Raw genomic sequence first — 19,683 nt, 5'->3', positions numbered from 1 at the left:
ACGTTTGCGTGCACAAAATTAGTCGTTTCCGTGCACGAAAAACAAAAAATGCACCTACTAGATTAAAAAATCCAACCGGCTTTGGAGGAAAAGCACTACTTTCGTACCGTGAAAGACTCGTATGTTTAATCCTTAAAATAACAAACCATGAGACGAACCCTCTTTTCTAAATTTTTTATATTGGCTCTACTGGTCATAATCGCCCTTCCGGCATCCTCACAGCAGGTGGACAGCAAGCTCCCCTGGTCTATACGGATGACTGAATCGGAGATGATACGCTATCCTGAATCCTGGCAGCTCGATTTCCAACCGAAGTTGAAGTGGGATTATTGCCACGGACTCGAATTGGGAGCCATGCTCGACGTTTATGACACGTATGGCGACAAGAAAATTCGCGATTATGCCATCGCGTACGCAGATACGATGGTACATGAAGATGGTTCGATTACCGCTTATAAATTAACCGATTACAGTCTCGACCGCATCAACTCGGGAAAGATTCTTTTCCGTATCTACGAACAGACGAAGAATCCTAAATATAAGAAAGCCCTTGATTTGCTTTACAGCCAGTTTGAAGGACAGCCCCGCAATGAGGACGGCGGTTTCTGGCACAAGAAGATTTATCCCCATCAGATGTGGCTGGACGGACTTTATATGGGTGCTCCTTTCTATGCGGAATATGCGTTCCGCAACAATCTTCCGCAGGACTATGCGGATGTTATCAATCAGTTTGTCACTTGTGCCCGTCATACATACGACCCCAAAAACGGTCTTTACCGTCACGCTGCCGATGTAAGCCGCACCGAACGCTGGGCAGACCCGGTGACCGGACAGTCCAAACACAGTTGGGGACGTGCTATGGGATGGTATGCCATGGCTTTGGTAGACGCACTGGAATTTATCCCGAAGCATGAAGCCGGAAGAGATTCACTGCTCGCTATCCTGGATAATATTGCCGTTCAAGTGAAGAAACTGCAAGACCCGAAGACGGGCGGATGGTATCAGGTGCTCGACAAGAGTGGCGAAAAAGGTAATTATCTCGAATCATCCTGTTCCGCCATGTTTATTTATTCCTTATTCAAGGCAGTGCGCCTGGGATATATTGATAAATCGTATCTCGATGTGGCATTGAAAGGGTACAAAGGTTTCCTGGAGAATTTTATCGAAGTGGATAAAGACGGATTGGTTACCATCACCAAAGCCTGTGCCGTAGCCGGACTGGGTGGAAAGGTTTACCGTTCGGGTGATTATGATTATTATATCAATGAAACGATTCGTAATAATGACCCCAAAGCAGTAGGGCCTTTTATCATGGCGAGCTTGGAATACGAACGCTTACAAAAGTAATTTCTACCGATGAAAAGGACTATTTTTAAAGGAATGATGATGTTTCTCCTGTTGAGTGCAGCAGGAACATCGGTCTTTTCGCAACAACAGCAACGCAAAGACACGTTAGTCGTCACACGTGACGGGACAGGAGATTACCGCAATATTCAGGAAGCAGTGGAAGCTGTCCGCGCTTTTATGGACTACACGGTGACTATCTATATAAAGAACGGTACGTACAAGGAAAAACTGGTGATTCCCTCTTGGGTGAAGAACGTACAGTTGGTAGGCGAAGATGCAGAAAAGACGATTATCACGTACGATGACCATGCCAATATCAACAAAATGGGAACATTCCGCACCTATACCGTCAAGGTGGAAGGCAATGACATCACTTTCAAAGACCTGACGATTGAGAACAATGCCGCTCCTTTGGGACAGGCAGTAGCCCTTCACACCGAAGGTGACCGCCTGATGTTTGTAAACTGCCGCTTCCTCGGCAATCAGGATACTATCTATACAGGTGCGGAAGGCGCCCGCCTTTTATTTACCAACTGCTATATAGAAGGTACTACCGACTTTATTTTCGGCCCTTCTACCGCACTTTTTGAATATTGCGAACTGCACAGCAAGCGTGATTCGTACATCACTGCCGCTTCAACTCCTCAAAATGAAGAATTCGGCTATGTCTTTAAGAACTGCAAACTGACTGCTGCTCCGGGAGTGAAAAAGGTATATTTAGGTCGTCCCTGGCGTCCTTACGCCGCTACGGTGTTCATTAACTGTGAGTTTGGCAACCATATCCGCCCCGAAGGATGGCATAACTGGAAGAATCCGGCGAATGAAAAGACAGCCCGTTATGCCGAATTTGGAAATACAGGTGACGGCGCAGAGACTTCCGGGCGTGTCACATGGGGGAAACAGCTCACAAAAAAGGAAGCATTGAGGTACACACCGGAGAATATCTTTAAGGAAAGTAGCAACTGGTATCCTTATAAGTAGAAACATTAGCGCTTTTGACAGGTTCTACGGTGCGAAATAGTTGTTTCCTGCCTTGAACCATCAGTAACGTTACTTGGAACTTTTGTTTCTATTGCTTGAAACTGTTGTTTCCATTACTTGAAACCGGAGTTTCATAGGCTTGAAACTTTAGTTTCTCTGCTTGAAACAAAGTGTTTCAAGCAGAGAACACTTTCTTCTGTTAAGGATAAGCAAACTTGGAAACGGGAGAAATGTTACTTCCGGTAGCGTTTGAGAATGAAAAAATAAAGAAATGAAGAAATAAAGAAGGTCGGGAAGCGGTGATAGGTGATAGGTTGGGTGATAGGTTGAAAAACAACCTATCACCGCTTGAAACCTCGATGAATAGGGCGTTTGAAGGATGCCGGTGATAGGTGAAAGAGAAAAATGATTTTTTATTATAGGGAGTAGTATAGAGAAAATGAAAGAAAATAGAAGTAAATTAGTACTGTTGTTGGCGGTTGCCTTTATCTTTTGCTCTGCATTTCGTGCGGACAAACCTGCCGTAACTATCTTTATGATAGGGGATTCGACTATGGCCAACAAGAAATTGGATGGTGGAAATCCTGAACGCGGTTGGGGAATGGTACTTCCCGGATTTTTCTCCGAAGACATAAAGATAGATAACCATGCCGCCAACGGACGCAGTTCCAAAAGCTTTATTTCCGAAGGACGTTGGGCAAAAGTCATCTCCAAATTGAAGAAAGGCGACTATGTCTTTATCCAGTTCGGACACAACGATGAAAAGGCGGATTCCACCCGCCACACCGAGCCGGGAACCACTTTCGACGACAATCTCCGCCGCTATGTAAACGAAACCCGCGCCAAAGGCGGCATCCCTGTATTGTTCAATTCCATCGTCCGTCGTAATTTCGTTCAACCGCAAGATGCTTCCATCGCTAAAGATGTCCGCCGCACACCCGGGGAAAAAGAGCAACCCAAAGAAGGGACGGTCTTGTTCGACACTCATGGAGCTTATCTGGATTCTCCGCGCAATGTGGCAAAGGAGCTTGGAGTCGTATTTATTGATATGAATAAAATAACGCATGACCTGGTGGAAGGGCTCGGGCCGGTAGAATCAAAGAAACTCTTCATGTTCGTCGAACCCAATCAGGTTCCCGCTTTTCCGAAAGGCCGTGAAGACAATACCCACTTGAATGTCTACGGAGCACGAACCATCGCAGGCCTGGCTGTTGATGCTATCGGCAGGGAAATCCCCGAACTGGCAAAATATATCCGTCATTACGATTATGTAGTGGCGCAAGACGGTAGCGGTGATTTCTTCACCGTACAGGAAGCAATCAATGCCGTCCCCGACTTCCGTAAAAATATCCGTACCACGATTCTTGTCCGCAAAGGCACTTACAAAGAAAAGATAATCATCCCTGAAAGCAAGATTAATATCTCCTTGATTGGAGAAGACGGTGCAGTGCTGACTAATGATGATTTCGCCAGTAAGAAAAATGTATTCGGCGAAAACATGGGAACTTCCGGTTCATCCAGTTGCTATATCTACGCTCCGGACTTCTATGCGGAGAATATCACATTCGAGAACTCGTCCGGCCCCGTAGGACAAGCCGTCGCCTGCTTCGTTTCTGCCGACCGTGCATTCTTCAAGAACTGCCGCTTCTTAGGTTTCCAAGACACCCTCTACACTTACAGCAAACAGAGCCGCCAATATTACGAAGACTGCTACATCGAAGGAACCGTTGATTTTATTTTCGGCTGGTCTACCGCTGTCTTCAACCGCTGCCATATCCATAGCAAGCGTGACGGCTATGTGACCGCCCCTTCTACCGACAAAGGAAAAAAATACGGCTATGTCTTTTACGACTGCAAGCTCACCGCTGAACCGGAAGCCACGAAAGTATATCTGTCCCGTCCCTGGCGTCCATATGCGCAAGCCGTATTTATCCGTTGCGAACTGGGCAGACATATTCTTCCCGAAGGATGGAACAACTGGGGAAAAAAGGAAAACGAGAAAACTGCCTTTTACGCCGAATACGAAAGCCGTGGCGAAGGAGCCAATCCCAAAGCGCGTGCCGCTTTCTCCCGTCAGTTGAAGAATCTGAAAGGATATGAGATGAAAACAGTTCTGGCAGGGGATGATGGTTGGAATCCGGTAGAAGAGGGGAATAAATTGTTGGATGTAAGACGTTGACTGTGACACGAGTCTGTTTTTAAGATGTTTATTCAGGTTGGAATAATTGTATAGGCAGATACATACGTCTTGTTGAATTGTAACTGTCACTGTTAGTCTGATTTGCAAATCCATTTCTGACATAAAACTTGTTCGTCCGTTTATTATTCAAAGAATCAACGGTTATAAATTGACAACCTGATATATTGTAATTTGAGAAGGTATATAGGACAAAATCTAATATTTGCTCTCCTACACCTTTGCTTTGGATATTTGTACGCACACCTAAATGTCCTATATTGATGGCAGGAAATGAGGTTTGTTTTTCAAATGTAGGAATGTACTCATTATCAATTCTGCTTTTGGACATTTCTACGAAATCATCCCTGTCTTCAACATTATCTATAACAACCGAATCATTGGATAAAGTGAATATTGCTACAATTTCATTCGTTCGAATATCTTTAGCGCAGTAAGCAGAAATATAGTGATGTTTAGTGCATAGATATATCTCTTCATGAAAGAAATGATCTAGTTCTTCACAGCCACATGAAAAAGAGAGAACATTATTCATGTCCTCTCCAGTTAGTTTATTTATGGAAATGTCAATATCCAAGGATCGGGTTTTTACCACCGTTATTAGCAATTATTCTTTTGGCAACACGATTTATTCGTTGCGTTCTAGCTTCTATTGCTTTTTTCTCTTTAAGTGTGAGTTTGCCGGATACACACTTACGAAAATTCTCACGAAACTTTTCAACTTCGTGAACGGTCATTTTAGGATTAGGTACAGTATGTATCATAACTATATTTATTTAGTAATACAAAGGTACTGACATTTGTACATTCAATCAGTCAACGGACTGTTAAATGTAATATCAAGCAACTTGTTTTTAGACTTTATTAAGTATACTACTATAATAAACGCATATTGAACTAACTTTGAATGAATGCTTAGTCAGACTAATACAAAACTTCTTATATCTATTCCCATATTTCTACTCTGTATTATTCTTGTATTAAAAAAATATGTCTATCTTTGTCGTACGTTTTCTGCCCATCAGCGAGATGGAATAGGCAGAAAGCGGTTTTTATTTCTAAACGGAGTAAAGACGTATTATCTCTCGAATCCTGAAAATAGCCAATTTTATAGCAGAGAGATGATACGACAGATACTCCACGTGAGCGGATGTATATCAACATATTCGTAAGAGATGTGTTATATATAAACGATTGGCGTGGGTGTCTGTTGTTATCATTATCTTGCGAAGGGTGTAGCTAGCCTAGGATTCGGATATATGATACAACAGCATTCATGCCTTTCTTATATCCGGTCGGTCTTTCGTTTCCCGTGGAATGACCCTACCACCATAGCCCGCCGATTGGGAATCTGAAAGCATGAATGCTTCTTTTATCATTCAATATACTGTTATTTACTCCTTATTGTTAAACACTTAAAAACAAACACTATGTCAGAAATGATTAGTTTGGAAGCGGCTGCCCAAAAGTATGGAGTTAAGAAAGAAACCATTCGTCTGTGGGTAGAATTGGAGAAATTTGAAGGAACTCGTAAAAGAGAGGACGAAGTTTGGGTAAATGGTAAGATACTTGAAGAATACTTGGTCTGGCGAAAGACATGTCGGATTTCGGTAGATTATCTGGATGATTTGGAAATGTTTTGTTATAATCAGACTACAATGAACGATATGTATCGTGAAGCCATAAAAGTGCAGAAGATGAAAATAGACCATCTACAAAGGAAAATAACCGAATTAGAGAAGATCTCGGAAGTGCTTGACATGGAATTGGAACGGGTTCATGAAATCGAAAGAGCCGTTATATCAAGCTTGGACGAATCTTTGGCTTCCCGAATAACCAATTGGATGGTACAGTTATGGAGAAGACGCTTCTTGTTCAAACAAGGTAATTAAATGACGGAATGACTTGATTCTGTTAAATAGCAGATAAAAGATAGTATTGGAATGCTGTTATTTTTCTATCTTTACGCCACAGAACCGCGTAAATATGATGAAGAAAACCTTAATTTCAGTGATTCTATTGCTGGCTGTCGTGCTCACGACATATGCGCAGCAACATTGTTTTTTTACCCATTATTCTACTGAAGATGGATTATCACAAAATACGGTGATGAACATCTTGCAGGATCATAAAGATAACCTTTGGTTTGCCACCTGGGATGGAATCAACCGTTTCAACGGATACACGTTCAAGACATACAAGGCACGTCAGGGGAATTACATCAGTCTGACAAACAACCGTGTAGACCGTATGTATGAAGACCGTTACGGTTTCCTCTGGCTGTTGACCTATGATAACCGTGTACATCGTTTCGACCCGAAAACGGAGACTTTTGAACAAGTGCCTGCCGCGGGAGAAGAGGGGAGTGCATTCAATGTACATACTGTCGAAGTGATGCCGGACGGAACAGTGTGGTTGCTGACTGAAAATGACGGAGCGATCCGTATCCTTACCCATCCGGACGAGAACAATCGTCTGACATGGGATATTTATTCCAGTAAAACGGAATTATTCCCTTCCTTGCATGTTTTCAAAGTTCATCAGGATAATGCAGGCAACGACTGGCTGCTGACAGACAACGGGCTCGGCATGATTCGTCCCGGAGAAAAAGAGCCTGTTTCTTATTTTACGGAGACTAAGGGAAAGTTCGGCGGCATGAACCAGGCTTTCTATGCTGTACAGGAGCGTGATGAAGATATCTGTTTCGCTTCGGATCATGGCCGTATCTGGTCGTATCAGAAAGGAAGCGGAGAATTTACGTTGCTCGAACTTCCGACAAAAGGACGAATCACTTCCATTCATATGGTTTCGCCGGATATGTCGGTCGTTACTACGGATTCGGACGGTTTCTTTACCTATAATCTGGGAACGAAGGCATCGGTACATTATTCATTCCTGACATGCAGGGAGTTGCCTGCGAAGCCGATTCTTTCCGCTTATGTAGACCGCTCCTCGGAAGTGTGGTTCGAGCAGGAAGAACCGGGCGTGGTGGCTCATTTCAATCCTGCCACCGGAGTGGTGACACGCGAGCGGATTCTTATCGAATATAGCAATCCCGAACGTTCGCGTCCGGCCTTCCATATCCATGAAGACGTAAACGGCTATCTGTGGGTACATCCGTATGGGGGCGGATTCTCTTATTTTGACCCTCAGAAGAAGCGGCTGGTTCCTTTTTATAACGGACTGGGTAGCCGTGACTGGCGTTTCTCCAATAAGATTCACTCGGCTTTCTCCGACAAACAGGGAAATCTGTGGATGTGCACCCATTCCAAAGGCTTGGAAAAGGTGACTTATCGCAATGTACCTTTTTCGATGATGACTCCCGTGCCGCAGGAATATGAATCGCTTCATAATGAAATACGTGCCCTCTGTGAAGATAATCTGGGCAATCTGTGGGTAGGCGTGAAGGACGGTCTGCTCCGTTTGTATGATGCTGACAGAACGTATAAGGGGTATCTGACGGAAAGCGGCGTTGTCTCTACTACCGGTACTCCGATGACGGGGACAGCCTATTTTGTCATTCAGGATTCGAAAGGGATTATCTGGATTGCTACAAAAGGAGATGGACTTGTCCGTGCCGAGTCAACCTCTTCTTCGGGGATGTCGTACAAGCTCACCCGCTATCTTCATCATGAGGATGATATGTATAGTTTGAGCGATAACAATGTATATTGTGTGTACGAAGACCATAACGGACGGATTTGGGCGGCTACCTTTGGCAGCGGTATCAATTATCTCACGGAGAATGAGGACGGAAAGGTCATGTTTATCAATCACCGTAACAATCTGAAAGGGTATCCTATCGACCCCTGCTACAAGGCCCGTTTTATCACTTCCGACAATAACGGCCGCCTGTGGGTGGGGACGACTACGGGAGCCGTAGCCTTTGACGAGAATTTCAAGAAGCCGGAAGAGGTGCAGTTCTACCATTTCTCCCGTATGCCGAACGATACGCAAAGCCTGAGTAACAATGATGTGCACTGGATTATCCCCACAAAGAATAAGGAGCTTTATCTGGCTACTTTTGGCGGCGGACTCAACAAACTGGTATCTATCAGTGAGGACGGCCACGGGACGTTCAAGTCTTACTCGGTGCAGGACGGGCTTCCTTCGGACGTGCTGCTTTCTATCCGAGAGGATAACAGGCAGAATTTGTGGATGAGTACCGAGAATGGAATCTGTAAGTTCGTTCCGTCCGGTGAACGGTTTGAGAGTTATGATGAGCGTAGCATTACTTTTCCGGTGCGGTTTAGTGAGGCGGCTTCCGCGTTGACGGCGAAAGGCAGCATGCTTTTCGGGGCAAGTGGCGGAGTTTTTATATTCAATCCAGATTCTATCCGCAAGAGCAGTTATGTTCCGCCTGTCGTATTCTCCAAATTGATGGTAACCAATGAAGAGATTGTGCCCGGTGATAAATCGTTGTTGCGGGTGGATATCGATGATACGGAGCAATTGGTGCTTTCGCACAAAGAGAATATTTTTTCAGTCCAGTTTGCGGCACTCGATTATACGAATCCGCAGAATGTGCAATACGCTTATATTCTGGACGGATTTGAAAAACAGTGGACGTTTGCTGACAAGCAACGTAATGTGACATATACGAATCTTCCGAAAGGGGAGTACGTGCTTCGTGTACGTTCTACAAACAGCGACGGTGTGTGGGTAGATAACGAGCGTACGCTGAATATTGTCATCCTTCCCTCTTTCTGGGAGACTCCGGTAGCGTATGTGCTTTATGTGCTGTTTATCCTGATTATCATTCTTGTGGCGGTTTATATCCTGTTTACCATTTACCGGTTGAAGCATGAAGTGTCCGTCGAACAGCAGATTTCGGATATAAAGCTGCGTTTCTTTACCAATATTTCCCACGAACTCCGCACGCCGCTTACGCTGATAGCGGGGCCTGTGGAACAAGTCCTGAAGAATGACAAATTGCCGGCGGATGCCCGTGAGCAGTTGGTGGTGGTAGAACGGAACACCAACCGTATGCTTCGTCTTGTCAATCAGATTCTGGACTTCCGCAAGATTCAGAACAAGAAGATGAAGATGCAGGTGCAGCGAGTGGATGTCGTGCCTTTTGTACGCAAGGTGATGGATAACTTCGAAGCCGTTGCCGAGGAGCACCGGATTGATTTCCTGTTCGAGACGGAGAAGCAGCATCTTTACCTTTGGGTGGACGTGGATAAACTGGAAAAGATTGTGTTCAACCTGCTTTCCAATGCTTTCAAATATACGCCGAACGGGAAGATGATTACGATTTTCATCCGTGAAGACGAGAATACCGTTTCTATCGGCGTGCAGGATCAGGGCATCGGCATTGCCGAGAATAAGAAGAAATCGCTGTTTGTCCGTTTTGAGAATCTGGTGGATAAGAATCTTTTCAATCAGGCTAGTACGGGCATCGGGCTTTCGCTGGTGAAGGAGCTTGTGGAGATGCACAAGGCTACCATTTCCGTCGATAGCCGTCTGGGAGAAGGAAGTTGTTTCAAGGTTGATTTCCTGAAAGGGAAAGAGCATTATGACGAAGAAGTGGAATTTATCCTTGAGGATGCGGAAGTTCCGGCGAGGATGGGGCAGGTGGTGGATATAGCCAATGCGTCGCTCCAGTCTGAAACTTTGGTGGCAGCAGACGGTAGGGGAGTTGAGGAATCGCCTTCGGAGAAAGAAACGTCGGCGGAAGATAACTCCAAAGAGCTGATGTTGCTGGTTGAAGATAATCAGGAATTGCGTGAGTTCCTGCGTAGTATATTTACTCCGATGTACAGGGTGGTGGAAGCTGCCGATGGAATGGAAGGTTGGAGCAAGGCGTTGAAGTATTTGCCGGATATTATTATCAGTGATGTGATGATGCCCGAAAAAGACGGTATCGAGATGACGCGGGAACTGCGTGCGGATATGACGACCAGCCATATACCTATTATCCTGCTTACCGCCAAGACTACTATCGAAAGTAAATTGGAAGGACTGGAGTACGGTGCGGATGATTATATCACGAAGCCTTTCAGCGCTACGTATCTGCAAGCCCGTGTAGAAAACCTGTTGATGCAGCGCAAGAAGTTGCAGAACTTCTATCGGGACAGTCTGATGCATATCAATATGTCTGCTGTCCCCGAAAATTTGCCTGTATCGGCAGAGGTTGTATCAGGGGAAGCAAACTCAGTTGAATTGAGTCAGGGAGCGCAAACTCAGCCTCAACCTACTGTTCCCGATATGTCTCCCAACGACCGTAAGTTTATGGATAAACTGGTGGAACTGATGGAACAGAATATGGATAATGGTGACTTGGTAGTAGATGATTTGGTACGTGAACTGGCTGTCAGCCGTTCGGTATTCTTCAAGAAACTGAAAACACTAACCGGACTGGCGCCTATCGAGTTTATCAAGGAAATCCGTATTAAGCGTGCCACCCAACTAATTGAAACCGGAGAGTTTAATATGACGCAGATTTCATATATGGTCGGAATCAACGACCCGCGTTATTTCAGCAAATGCTTCAAGGCGCAAGTGGGTATGACGCCGACAGAATATAAGGAGAAAGTGGGCAGGTAATTGCATAATAATTATGTTATAAATCAAAAGAGGGACGGACTTTGTAAAAGTCTTGTCCCTCTTTGGTAGTATCTTTTTGTTTATTCTATTTTTTAGGATATAAGTGATTCACCAAGCTATTCATATACATTTCCAAATTCGTATATTCCGGACTCAAAGTGTATTTTGCTCCGTCTGAAGGATCGTTAGGATTCAGATTATGTTTCTTTTCCCATTCATCAGGGATACCATCGCCGTCCGAATCTGTCAAAGCCGGTTCTGATTTGTATTCAGGCCATCCGCCTACATCGGACGGCTGGTCGATAATTCCGTTCGTACTTCCGTGCGAACCTTCATAGGTATAAGTTCCTTTGCGTGTCTCTTCTACGATACGTTGGTCTACGGCATCACGGCGATAGGAAGCACCTGCAAACTGGAGAACATCCTTATAGGCTTTCTTTGCCGGTTGCAGGGAAGTGTGTTCGGCTATATCAAATGCTTTCCCGGATAATACTTCTTTTTCGGTTGCGAAGTCCTTTTTGATGACCAAGCCGTAAGAGTTGTCCCTGTTTACTTTGTAAAGGGCTTCTCTTTGCTTGTCCGTCAGTTTCGGGCAAGTCGGATCCATGTAATTGCCATTGAAGTAGAATACGCCGTGAACACCTGCTTCATTGTTATTCTTGCCGTCGTCGGCATAAGCGGTGAACAGGCGTTTGAAAGAGCCTTTCGTTGCGCTGAAAGGGCCGGGCTTGTAGTAGTTGTTGATAAAGTTGTAAGATCCCCCTTCGCCGGCATACGCTCCGTCGCTCCCGTAGTTGTATATCACGTTATTGAACAGTTCCACCTTCTCATTTTCCGGTTTTCCGGTGTAGCGGCTTCCGCAAAGGCGGGGAGTGCGGTTGGTATGATGGGCGAGCAGGTTATGATGGAAACTGGCAGGTTGTCCGCCCCAAATGCCACCGTAGCCGTGCGCTCCTTTCTCATGGATGGAGTTGGCGAGACTTTCGCTGATAAGGCACCATTGGAGAGTGAAGTTGCTGTTATCGTAGAAAGTGGCGCATTCGTCCGTACACCAACTCATGGAACAATGGTCAATGATGATGTTCTTGTGAGCTTTCGTTCCGTTCATGGCATCGTCACCTTTCTGCTTGATGTCTACTCCCATTCGTGAACGGATGAAGCGGACAATCACATTGTCTGCCTGAATGGAGAATGTGTAATTTTTCAGGCAGATACCGTCGCCGGGAGCAGTTTGTCCGGCGATGGTTACATCACCGTTATTGACCCTTAGTGGTTTCTGAAGTTCAATGATTCCGCTTACGGCAAAAACGATGGTACGTGGACCTTTCTTGCCGATAGCCCAGCGGAAAGTTCCTTCGGAACCGTCGTCGGACAATGAGGTAACTGTGTAGACTGCGCCACCGGCTCCGCCGGTGGTATACTTTCCGGCTCCGTCGGCACCAGGGAAAGCTGCTACTTTGCTACGGTCAGGAGTAGGGTGCTCGTTGTTCTGGCTATTTATAATCTGAGGAGATAGAAATAGGGTAATAAATAAGACCTTGAAGATATTCGTACTCATTTTGTTATTAATTAGTTATTGGTTGCCGGATACAATGCGTTGACTAAACTATTAAGATATACTTCTAAATTTGTATACTTTTCATGAAGATCGCATCGGTTACCATCTTTTTTATCATTATAATTCAAACCATTCTTCTTTTCCCATTCATCAGGTATTCCGTCACCGTCGGTATCTTGTTGTGATGAACGGATTTCTACATATTCATTCCATCCTTCTGTATCGGCAGGAGTGTCTATCAGACCATACATTCCGCCATTGGACCCTTTGTACGTGTAGTTGCCTTCTTTCACTTCTTTTACAATTCGTGCGTCTATCTTGTCCGGAATGTTAGAAGCACCGGCATATTTTAAAACGGCCTGATAAGCTTCGTTAGCAGGTTGGACAAAAGAATAATCCGCTAAAATATTAAAACGGGAAGAAACTAGCAACTTTTCGGCCGGAACTTTATATGCGTTATCTTTTACATAGAAGGCTGTAGGGGAAGTATTATCATTGTTGGCATTCTCAATTTCTTTTAGCTGGCTGGTTGATAAATCATTTCGGGAAGAATCATATATATTTCCGTTCAAGTAAAATCTTCCGTAAGTTCCTGCTTTTTGATTATTTGTCCCATCGTCTACATAAGCAGTGAAAATGCGGCAATGTACTTTTTCTGCAGCGTTTACAGGACCGGGTTTGTAGTAGTTGTTGATGATATTGTATGAGCCGCCTTGTGCTCCATAAGCTCCTTCGTTTGTCCAATTGTAGATGACATTATTACATACATCTACTTTTTCCATATCTTCACGGTTGGAATAACGGCTTCCACAAAGTCGTGGAGTGCGGTTACTGTGATGGGCTATCAGATTGTGATGGAAAGTAGCCGGACTACCACCCCATATTCCTCCATAGCCGTGTGCTCCTTTCTCATGAATGGAGTTGGTAAGACTTTCGCTGATGATACACCATTGGAGAGTGAAATTGGTATTTCCATAAAATGATGCACATTCGTCGGTACTCCAACTCATGGAACAATGATCTATAATGATGTTTTGCTTGCCCGGATAGCTTGACTGGAATCCGTTCATTGCGTCATCTCCTTTTTGTTGGATGTCTGCCCCCATCCGTGAACGAATAAAACGGATAATAACATTGTTTGCAGAAATATTAAGTGTATAGTTCTTCAGGCAGATTCCTGTACCGGGTGCGGTTTGTCCGGCAATAGTGATGTTGTCGTTTTTAATAGATAATTTCTTTTTTAGTGGAATGACTCCACCTACAGCAAATACAATCGTTCTTGTTCCGCTTTTTTCTATCGCCCAGCGTAGTGTTCCTTCCGAGCCGTCATCTGTGAGCTTGGTAACTGTGTATACAGTACCACCTGCGCCGCCGGTTGTGTATTTACCTGCTCCTTCGGCTCCCGGGAAAGCAGGAGTATATTGTCGGTCAGGGAGCTTGTTTTCAGACTGGCTGCTGTCAGGTTCCTGTTCGGACGGAAGAGGAGATGCTATGGGATCAGTATTTGAACAAGCTGTAATAAGAAGACTTAAAATAATTGTTGGTAATATTTTGTTCATGGTATGATTATTATGAGAGTACTGTAAAATGAAAAGAGAATGTGGTAAATCTATAAACACATCCTCTTTTCATATTAATTGTTATTCAACCACATTACCACCTTCTGTGCATTGATCCATAATATCCTTGACCAAACTATTCATATACATTTCGAGGTTGGAATATTTGCCGTGTATATCTATAGTGCGCATATTACCGTCTAAAGCATAATTAGGATCCAGACCATGAGCGATTTCCCATTCATCAGGAATGCCATCCCCATCGGTGTCGGTAATGTTACGTTTGGTATCGACAGTCAATGCAGGGTAAGGATCATCTCCCCAAAATTGGCGTGGATCATTGATGTAGCCCGGCTTGTTGTCTGTAGGATTTCCATTGCTATCAGTAGCCGATGTTTGGGTAGCTTCACCCTTATTGACATCATCTATAATCAGTTTGTCAACTGCATCACGATAGTTGCAGGCTCCTACATACGATAATACTTTAGTATAGGCTACTTCTGCGCTATGGGTGGTCACACCGTTAGATTTGGTAACGGGAGTTTCTTTTTTGATTTTATCCTTGTTGTTATCCCATGAAAAGTCGTTACTTTTGTCTGATTGTTGTTGAGCATAGACACCGTTTGTCCAGTTGTCTGTTGTAACGTCTTCATTACCGTTCATGAAATTACCGTCAATAAAGAATGTTCCCCATATTCCTTTGAAGGGTTCGAAATCCGCTCCGTTGTCATAGTCTTTAGCGTAGATACCTACTTTGGCAATGCGGTATTTAACTTTATCGGATGCTTTTGCCGTTGCAGGGCCTGGTTTGTAGTAGTTGTTTACAATATTTACGTTTTGTGCTTCACCACCATAGCATCCTTCACCTGCCCAATTGTAGAATACGTTGTTGCGGATATCTACTTTTTCATCTAATTTCAATGTAGTAGGACGAGGGCCAAGGCGTGGGACACGGCTTTCGCAATGGGCAATCATATTATGATGATAAGTAGCAAAACGACCACCCCAGTTTCCGCCGAATCCATGTGTTTTCACTTTTTCGCCTTCTTGTTTACCGGGAACTACACGCAGGGCTTGTGAAGCTAAACACCATTGTACAGTAGAATTCACCATACCATATACGGATAAACATTCATCTGTGCACCAACTGGTAGAGCAGTGGTCGATAATGACATTTTCTTTGTCACTGCCTCCTAAACCGTCACAATCAATGTCGACATTTCCCGGACGAAAACGAATAAAGCGTATAATAACATTATTTGAGTTTATTATAAATGGATAACCTGCGATACAAATACCTCCCGGAGATGTTTGTCCGGCAATGGTTAAATAATCGTTTGTTGTCTTTAGTTCGCTATTTAGATGGATGGTGCCAGCTACATCGAAGACAATTGTTCTTTTGTCTTTCTGTGAAACAGCCCAACGGAGTGTACCTTCTGTTCCGTCATCTGTCAATTTGGTTACGTGATAAACCGAACCGTCGCGTCCGCCTACTGTGTTTTTTCCATGTCCTTCTGCACCAGGGAAAGCTAATAATTCACCGTAATCCAACTGGACAATAGTACCTTGTTCTACTTCATTAGGAAGTAGTGGTAATGTATCATTTGTCATTTTAGGATCTATGTCAGCACAAGATACCATTAAAAAAGTACCTATTGCCAGATTTCCGCAAATTGAAAATATACTATCTTTCATGTTTTCTTAGATTAATTTGTTTATTATTTATTCCAACGGGGATCACCGTATGCTTTGTATTTAGTGTCTTTCACTGTAAAGTCACCGTTTGAAGGTGCAGTGAATAGTTCTAATGATGAAAGTTCGATTTGTTCTCCTAACAGACTTTTCGTGTATGAGCAGTCTGTTGTATAATAAGAGTTGCTAATCTGCGGGGAGCCATTTGCTTTATAACCAGTTGTTGTATTAATTACATTTCCCATCAGTACATTAGAAACTGAGAGAGTGCAAGAAGTAGCGTCAATCGTAGCATTTTTATCGGTGAATCCATAGAATGTACATTGATTAATAGCAATCTCTCCTGGTACAGAGAATCTCATGAGACGGGCTCCTAAACCATTTATTGTAGATTTCTCAATTGTTATTTTGCTAAAATGACCTGTAGCTTCGCTTACATTGATTTCTACAACACCATAAGAACCAATTCTTTGAAGGATACAGTCGCTTATTGTAATGTTTCCGATTATGGAATTGGCTCCACTTTTTTGTAGACGAATTACACCACGGATGTCGTGGATATTGCATTTTTTGATAATCAAACTTTCTATTTCACGTTGTGAATCTCCGTTCAGAATATAGCCGTTATTAGTGTTTTCATAAGTGCAGTCCAAATTATAGAACTCAATTTTAGATATTTTGACTCCTGAATTCAGACCTATTCCTTCTACTTTCATTCTAGCGGGAGTCTCGCCTCTGCTGAATACCGTCAATGAAGTGATGTTCTCTGAAATTTTAGTGCTACTTTCTACCTCAATATCTCCTATGATTTCAAGTGCTACATCGCCGCTACCGTTGGTTATTGCATTTTCAAAATCAATTCCAGAATTGATTTGTACTGCATTTTCCGGAGCTTTATATTCTGTTTCAAAAGTTACATAACCGACAATTGCTCCATTTTTAATGGCGGAGAATGTATAGGTGGTGCTGCTGTTCAAATTTGAAGCAGTGAATGTAGTAGCCGAACCAGTCGGGAAAGCTTCTGCGCCATCTGCCGTCGGACTTTCACCCGGAATAAGCGTATATGCATCTGCGGCTTCTACCCATGAGAATGTAGCACTATTATGAGTGAGTTCATCTACTGTGACCTCAATCATTTCACCTTGTGCTGTTGTTACTTTAATAGTACCACGAATAATGTCGTTGTTCAGCAATTCAATGGTATATTCTGTAAGAGATGACAAACCTTCAAAAAGGAATGAACAAGCCTCTTTGTCAGCTTCTTCCAAAATAAAGGTTTCTTCGTATGGAGCAGAGGCACTGTTTGAGCTGATGTGTAATGCTGTTACGTTACACCCTTCCATCCAAGAGACACGAATAGATTCCTTGGTTATATCTCCTGCATCCTCAGTCGGTATTTCTAATAATTGCTCTTTTGTGGTTTTAACGGATTTTTCTGCGTAAACCCAATAGGATTCCTTATTTGAACCTATTGCTTTGATACGAGCATAGTAGTTCGTTTCCGGAAGTAATTCCTTAACCGTTAACGGACTTGATATTTTTTCTCCATCATTGCCGAAAATTTGACTTCCGGCAGCTTCCCCCAATGCTATGTCATTTGACAATGGTTCGGTACTGATTTCTAATACGTATCCTTGTGCGTCTTTTACGCCTTTCCACGTAATCTCGATTTGGGCAATCTCGTCATCGGCTGTCAGGCTGAAATCGCTTTGTGTCGGGCCGAACAGTCGGTTGGCTTCTATAACCTCCCAATCATTGCCATCAGTACATGATGTGGAGAGGAATATAGTCAGGAGTAAACAGGTTCCTGCGCTAATGATATATTTTAAGTTTTTCATATGTTCTTTCCTTTTTTAGTTATATCCATAGGAGTTTTTCAAAGTGCCGTTTGATGTAGATATGGTTCTTGAATAAAGCGGCAACAGATAACGATTCTTTACCGGTGTATTCAACCCGCTACTGATAGAGGGCAGATTAGTATCTTTTTGTTTGGTGTCTATTTTACCAAAACTGTCTTTGTTGGCTTCGTAAGCTTTTGTATCTGCCGGTGTTTCATACCAGGTAATCGAAGACTGGTCGATTTCTTTATAAGCCTTATCACTGTTTTTCTTATAATTGAAGTAAATCTTTTGCGGCCACTTGGTTCCTGTTCCATCATCATTTCCGATGTGGGCTTCATAAGTTGATTTAAATTCATCAATCTTGTCACTTAACAGGTTCCAACGAATCAAGTCGAATTTGCGGACTCCTTCACCTGCCAGTTCCCAGGCATTCTCTTGTACGATAGCTTCAAAGAAACCTTTATCAGCAATCAGTTGATTTAGTTTTGTTGCTGCTGCGTTCCGGTCGGTAAAGGCTCTTTGATGTACTTGCAGTAGAGCGTCATAAGCAGATAACGTACAATTCTTTCCGTCTAAATCAGTTCCGTATGCAGTCTGGATTTTATGTAACTCGTTGACTACTTCTGCATACATTAATAATACGTATGCATAACGCATCTTTACTACATTGATTCCGGAACTGATTTTAGCTTTTTCATCACCGGCCAGCACCGCTTCCAACCAAGTTGGGTTACCTGCCATCTTACGATAATCCCATTTTCCACAGTAGATACCGAAAGGGGCATTTCCTAACATTGCTTCTGTGTATGAACTTTTGTTCTCTAACTGATAAGTGGCACAAGTTAAGTCACGGCGTGTGTCGTCTCTGTCAAAAGAATAAAAATAGGGAGCTGTTAGTTTTAGAGTACCGGTAGAATTTCCTTTCTTGCCATAATCGGGAGTAGGACCATTTACGCGGAAACCTACAGTATATCCTAATTCCCCGCTTTTATTAATACCCATTGGAATCTCAAATAAATTTTCCGGTGTACTGGTTTGTAAATTTCCCACATTCATGTCCAGCCAATATTGCTCAGGAGTACTTGTCAATGCATGTTTTCCGCTATTGATAATAGTAGATAAATGCTTCTCTGCCAATTCGTACATCTTCTTTCTGGTTTCATCGTCACAACGTTGCGTAGGATAGTTGTCATCCGAATTTTTTGTAGCAGTAATATAACCCTCTTTAGCAGACTCACGGATAAACCAGCCGGCACGTGTTAATGCTATATTGGCTAACAGACCATGTGCATAACCGCGTGTGACATGTTCTGTTGTCTGTTCGCCGGCCCAAGGTAGGTCAGGAATAGATTCTTCCAGATCCGCAATCAAGTTTTCCATAATAACATCCCGATCCGTTTTTCCTAAATAAGCATTACTCAGGTCGGATTTGGAGATTTCTACTTTATAAGGTACGTCTCCAAACAAGCGGATCAAGTCTAGGTAAATCATTGCGCGTAATGTCTTGGCTTCTGCTCTGAAACGTAGCATGGTAGCTCTTGATTCATTTCCCTCTTCAATAAGGGAACTATTGTCCACTCCGTTTATTACTAGGTTGGCATCTTCTATTACTCCGTACATATTATTCCATACGGTTTCCAAATCTGCAAATCCGGGAGAAGCATTGTAATTGAACACACCACGTTGATGAGTTGTGTTTTGAGCATCGCTCCCCAGTCCGTCTATTAATTCGCAGTCGGTGTTTAGTCCGGCTTGAATAGGCATGAACTGAGAATAGGTTTTGTCTTGCGTCAGTCCGCCGTATACTTTATTCAACGTAAGTTCTGTGTAGTATTCGTTGTTGAATACCACTTTGTCGTTCATCTCAGAAGGAGATGACTGGTCAAGGAAATCGGAACATGCAGTCAAAGACAACAGTCCGGTAGCCAAAAATACAGATTTATATATATGTTTCATAAA

Annotated in this window: 12 protein-coding genes; 5 read left to right on the top strand and 7 right to left on the bottom strand. The window is 43.3% G+C overall.

The genetic code is table 11. The features are described from left to right. Nucleotides 1–147: 147 nt before the first annotated feature. The 3 genes from AB5443_RS13570 (at nt 148) to AB5443_RS13560 (ending at nt 4,507) form a co-directional block, all read left to right on the top strand. Nucleotides 148–1,347, top strand: a complete 1,200-nt coding sequence (locus AB5443_RS13570) for a glycoside hydrolase family 88 protein (RefSeq protein WP_277132951.1) — start codon at nt 148–150, stop codon at nt 1,345–1,347. Between the two features lie 9 nt (nt 1,348–1,356). Next, nucleotides 1,357–2,328 (top strand): pectinesterase family protein, encoded by a 972-nt coding sequence (locus tag AB5443_RS13565; RefSeq protein ID WP_277132953.1) that lies wholly within the window; start codon nt 1,357–1,359, stop codon nt 2,326–2,328. Nucleotides 2,329–2,767: 439 nt separating this feature from the next. After that, on the top strand, nt 2,768–4,507 hold the full coding sequence (locus tag AB5443_RS13560) for a pectinesterase family protein (RefSeq protein ID WP_368113956.1): 1,740 nt from the start codon (nt 2,768–2,770) through the stop codon (nt 4,505–4,507). Between the two features lie 28 nt (nt 4,508–4,535). Here the strand turns inward: AB5443_RS13560 and AB5443_RS13555 are convergent, their stop codons facing one another. Together AB5443_RS13555 and AB5443_RS13550 are read right to left on the bottom strand one after the other, a co-directional pair. Further along, a complete protein-coding gene (locus AB5443_RS13555) occupies nt 4,536–5,102 on the bottom strand; it encodes a hypothetical protein (protein WP_277132957.1) in 567 nt (188 codons plus the stop codon). After that, nucleotides 5,092–5,289 (bottom strand): hypothetical protein, encoded by a 198-nt coding sequence (locus AB5443_RS13550; protein ID WP_195663126.1) that lies wholly within the window; start codon nt 5,287–5,289, stop codon nt 5,092–5,094. The genes AB5443_RS13555 and AB5443_RS13550 overlap by 11 nt, the downstream gene beginning before the upstream one ends. Before the next feature lie 666 nt (nt 5,290–5,955). Here AB5443_RS13550 and AB5443_RS13545 point away from each other — a divergent pair. After that, complete coding sequence (locus AB5443_RS13545) at nt 5,956–6,417, top strand: hypothetical protein (RefSeq protein ID WP_368113953.1); 462 nt, start codon at nt 5,956–5,958, stop codon at nt 6,415–6,417. A 94-nt stretch (nt 6,418–6,511) separates the two neighbouring features. Next, the gene (locus tag AB5443_RS13540; protein ID WP_368113951.1) at nt 6,512–11,074 is read left to right on the top strand and encodes a two-component regulator propeller domain-containing protein; all 4,563 of its coding nucleotides are present in this window, start codon (nt 6,512–6,514) and stop codon (nt 11,072–11,074) included. A gap of 85 nt (nt 11,075–11,159) precedes the next feature. On the opposite strand, the gene AB5443_RS13535 is transcribed toward AB5443_RS13540, so the two are convergent. The 5 genes from AB5443_RS13535 to AB5443_RS13515 all read right to left on the bottom strand — a co-directional run bounded on the left by AB5443_RS13535 (nt 11,160) and on the right by AB5443_RS13515 (nt 19,680). Then, complete coding sequence (locus tag AB5443_RS13535; protein ID WP_368113950.1) at nt 11,160–12,632, bottom strand: pectate lyase; 1,473 nt, start codon at nt 12,630–12,632, stop codon at nt 11,160–11,162. Between the two features lie 11 nt (nt 12,633–12,643). Further along, on the bottom strand, nt 12,644–14,191 hold the full coding sequence (locus AB5443_RS13530) for a polysaccharide lyase family 1 protein (protein ID WP_368113948.1): 1,548 nt from the start codon (nt 14,189–14,191) through the stop codon (nt 12,644–12,646). 81 nt (nt 14,192–14,272) lie between these two features. Further along, nucleotides 14,273–15,802: a pectate lyase gene (locus AB5443_RS13525; protein WP_231590179.1), complete on the bottom strand. Its 1,530-nt coding sequence runs from the start codon at nt 15,800–15,802 to the stop codon at nt 14,273–14,275. Nucleotides 15,803–15,909: 107 nt separating this feature from the next. Continuing rightward, on the bottom strand, nt 15,910–17,721 hold the full coding sequence (locus AB5443_RS13520) for a DUF5123 domain-containing protein (protein WP_073347657.1): 1,812 nt from the start codon (nt 17,719–17,721) through the stop codon (nt 15,910–15,912). Between the two features lie 15 nt (nt 17,722–17,736). Beyond that, nucleotides 17,737–19,680: a RagB/SusD family nutrient uptake outer membrane protein gene (locus tag AB5443_RS13515; protein WP_368113946.1), complete on the bottom strand. Its 1,944-nt coding sequence runs from the start codon at nt 19,678–19,680 to the stop codon at nt 17,737–17,739. Between the last annotated feature and the right edge of the window lie 3 nt (nt 19,681–19,683).

The organism is Bacteroides sp. RTP21281st1_H5_RTP21281_210402 (assembly GCF_040918965.1).
In the GTDB taxonomy this organism is placed as follows: Bacteria; Bacteroidota; Bacteroidia; order Bacteroidales; family Bacteroidaceae; genus Bacteroides; species Bacteroides congonensis.
The sequence above is the reverse complement of the archived record's forward strand: the minus strand, read 5'-3'. Positions and strand labels throughout refer to the sequence as shown.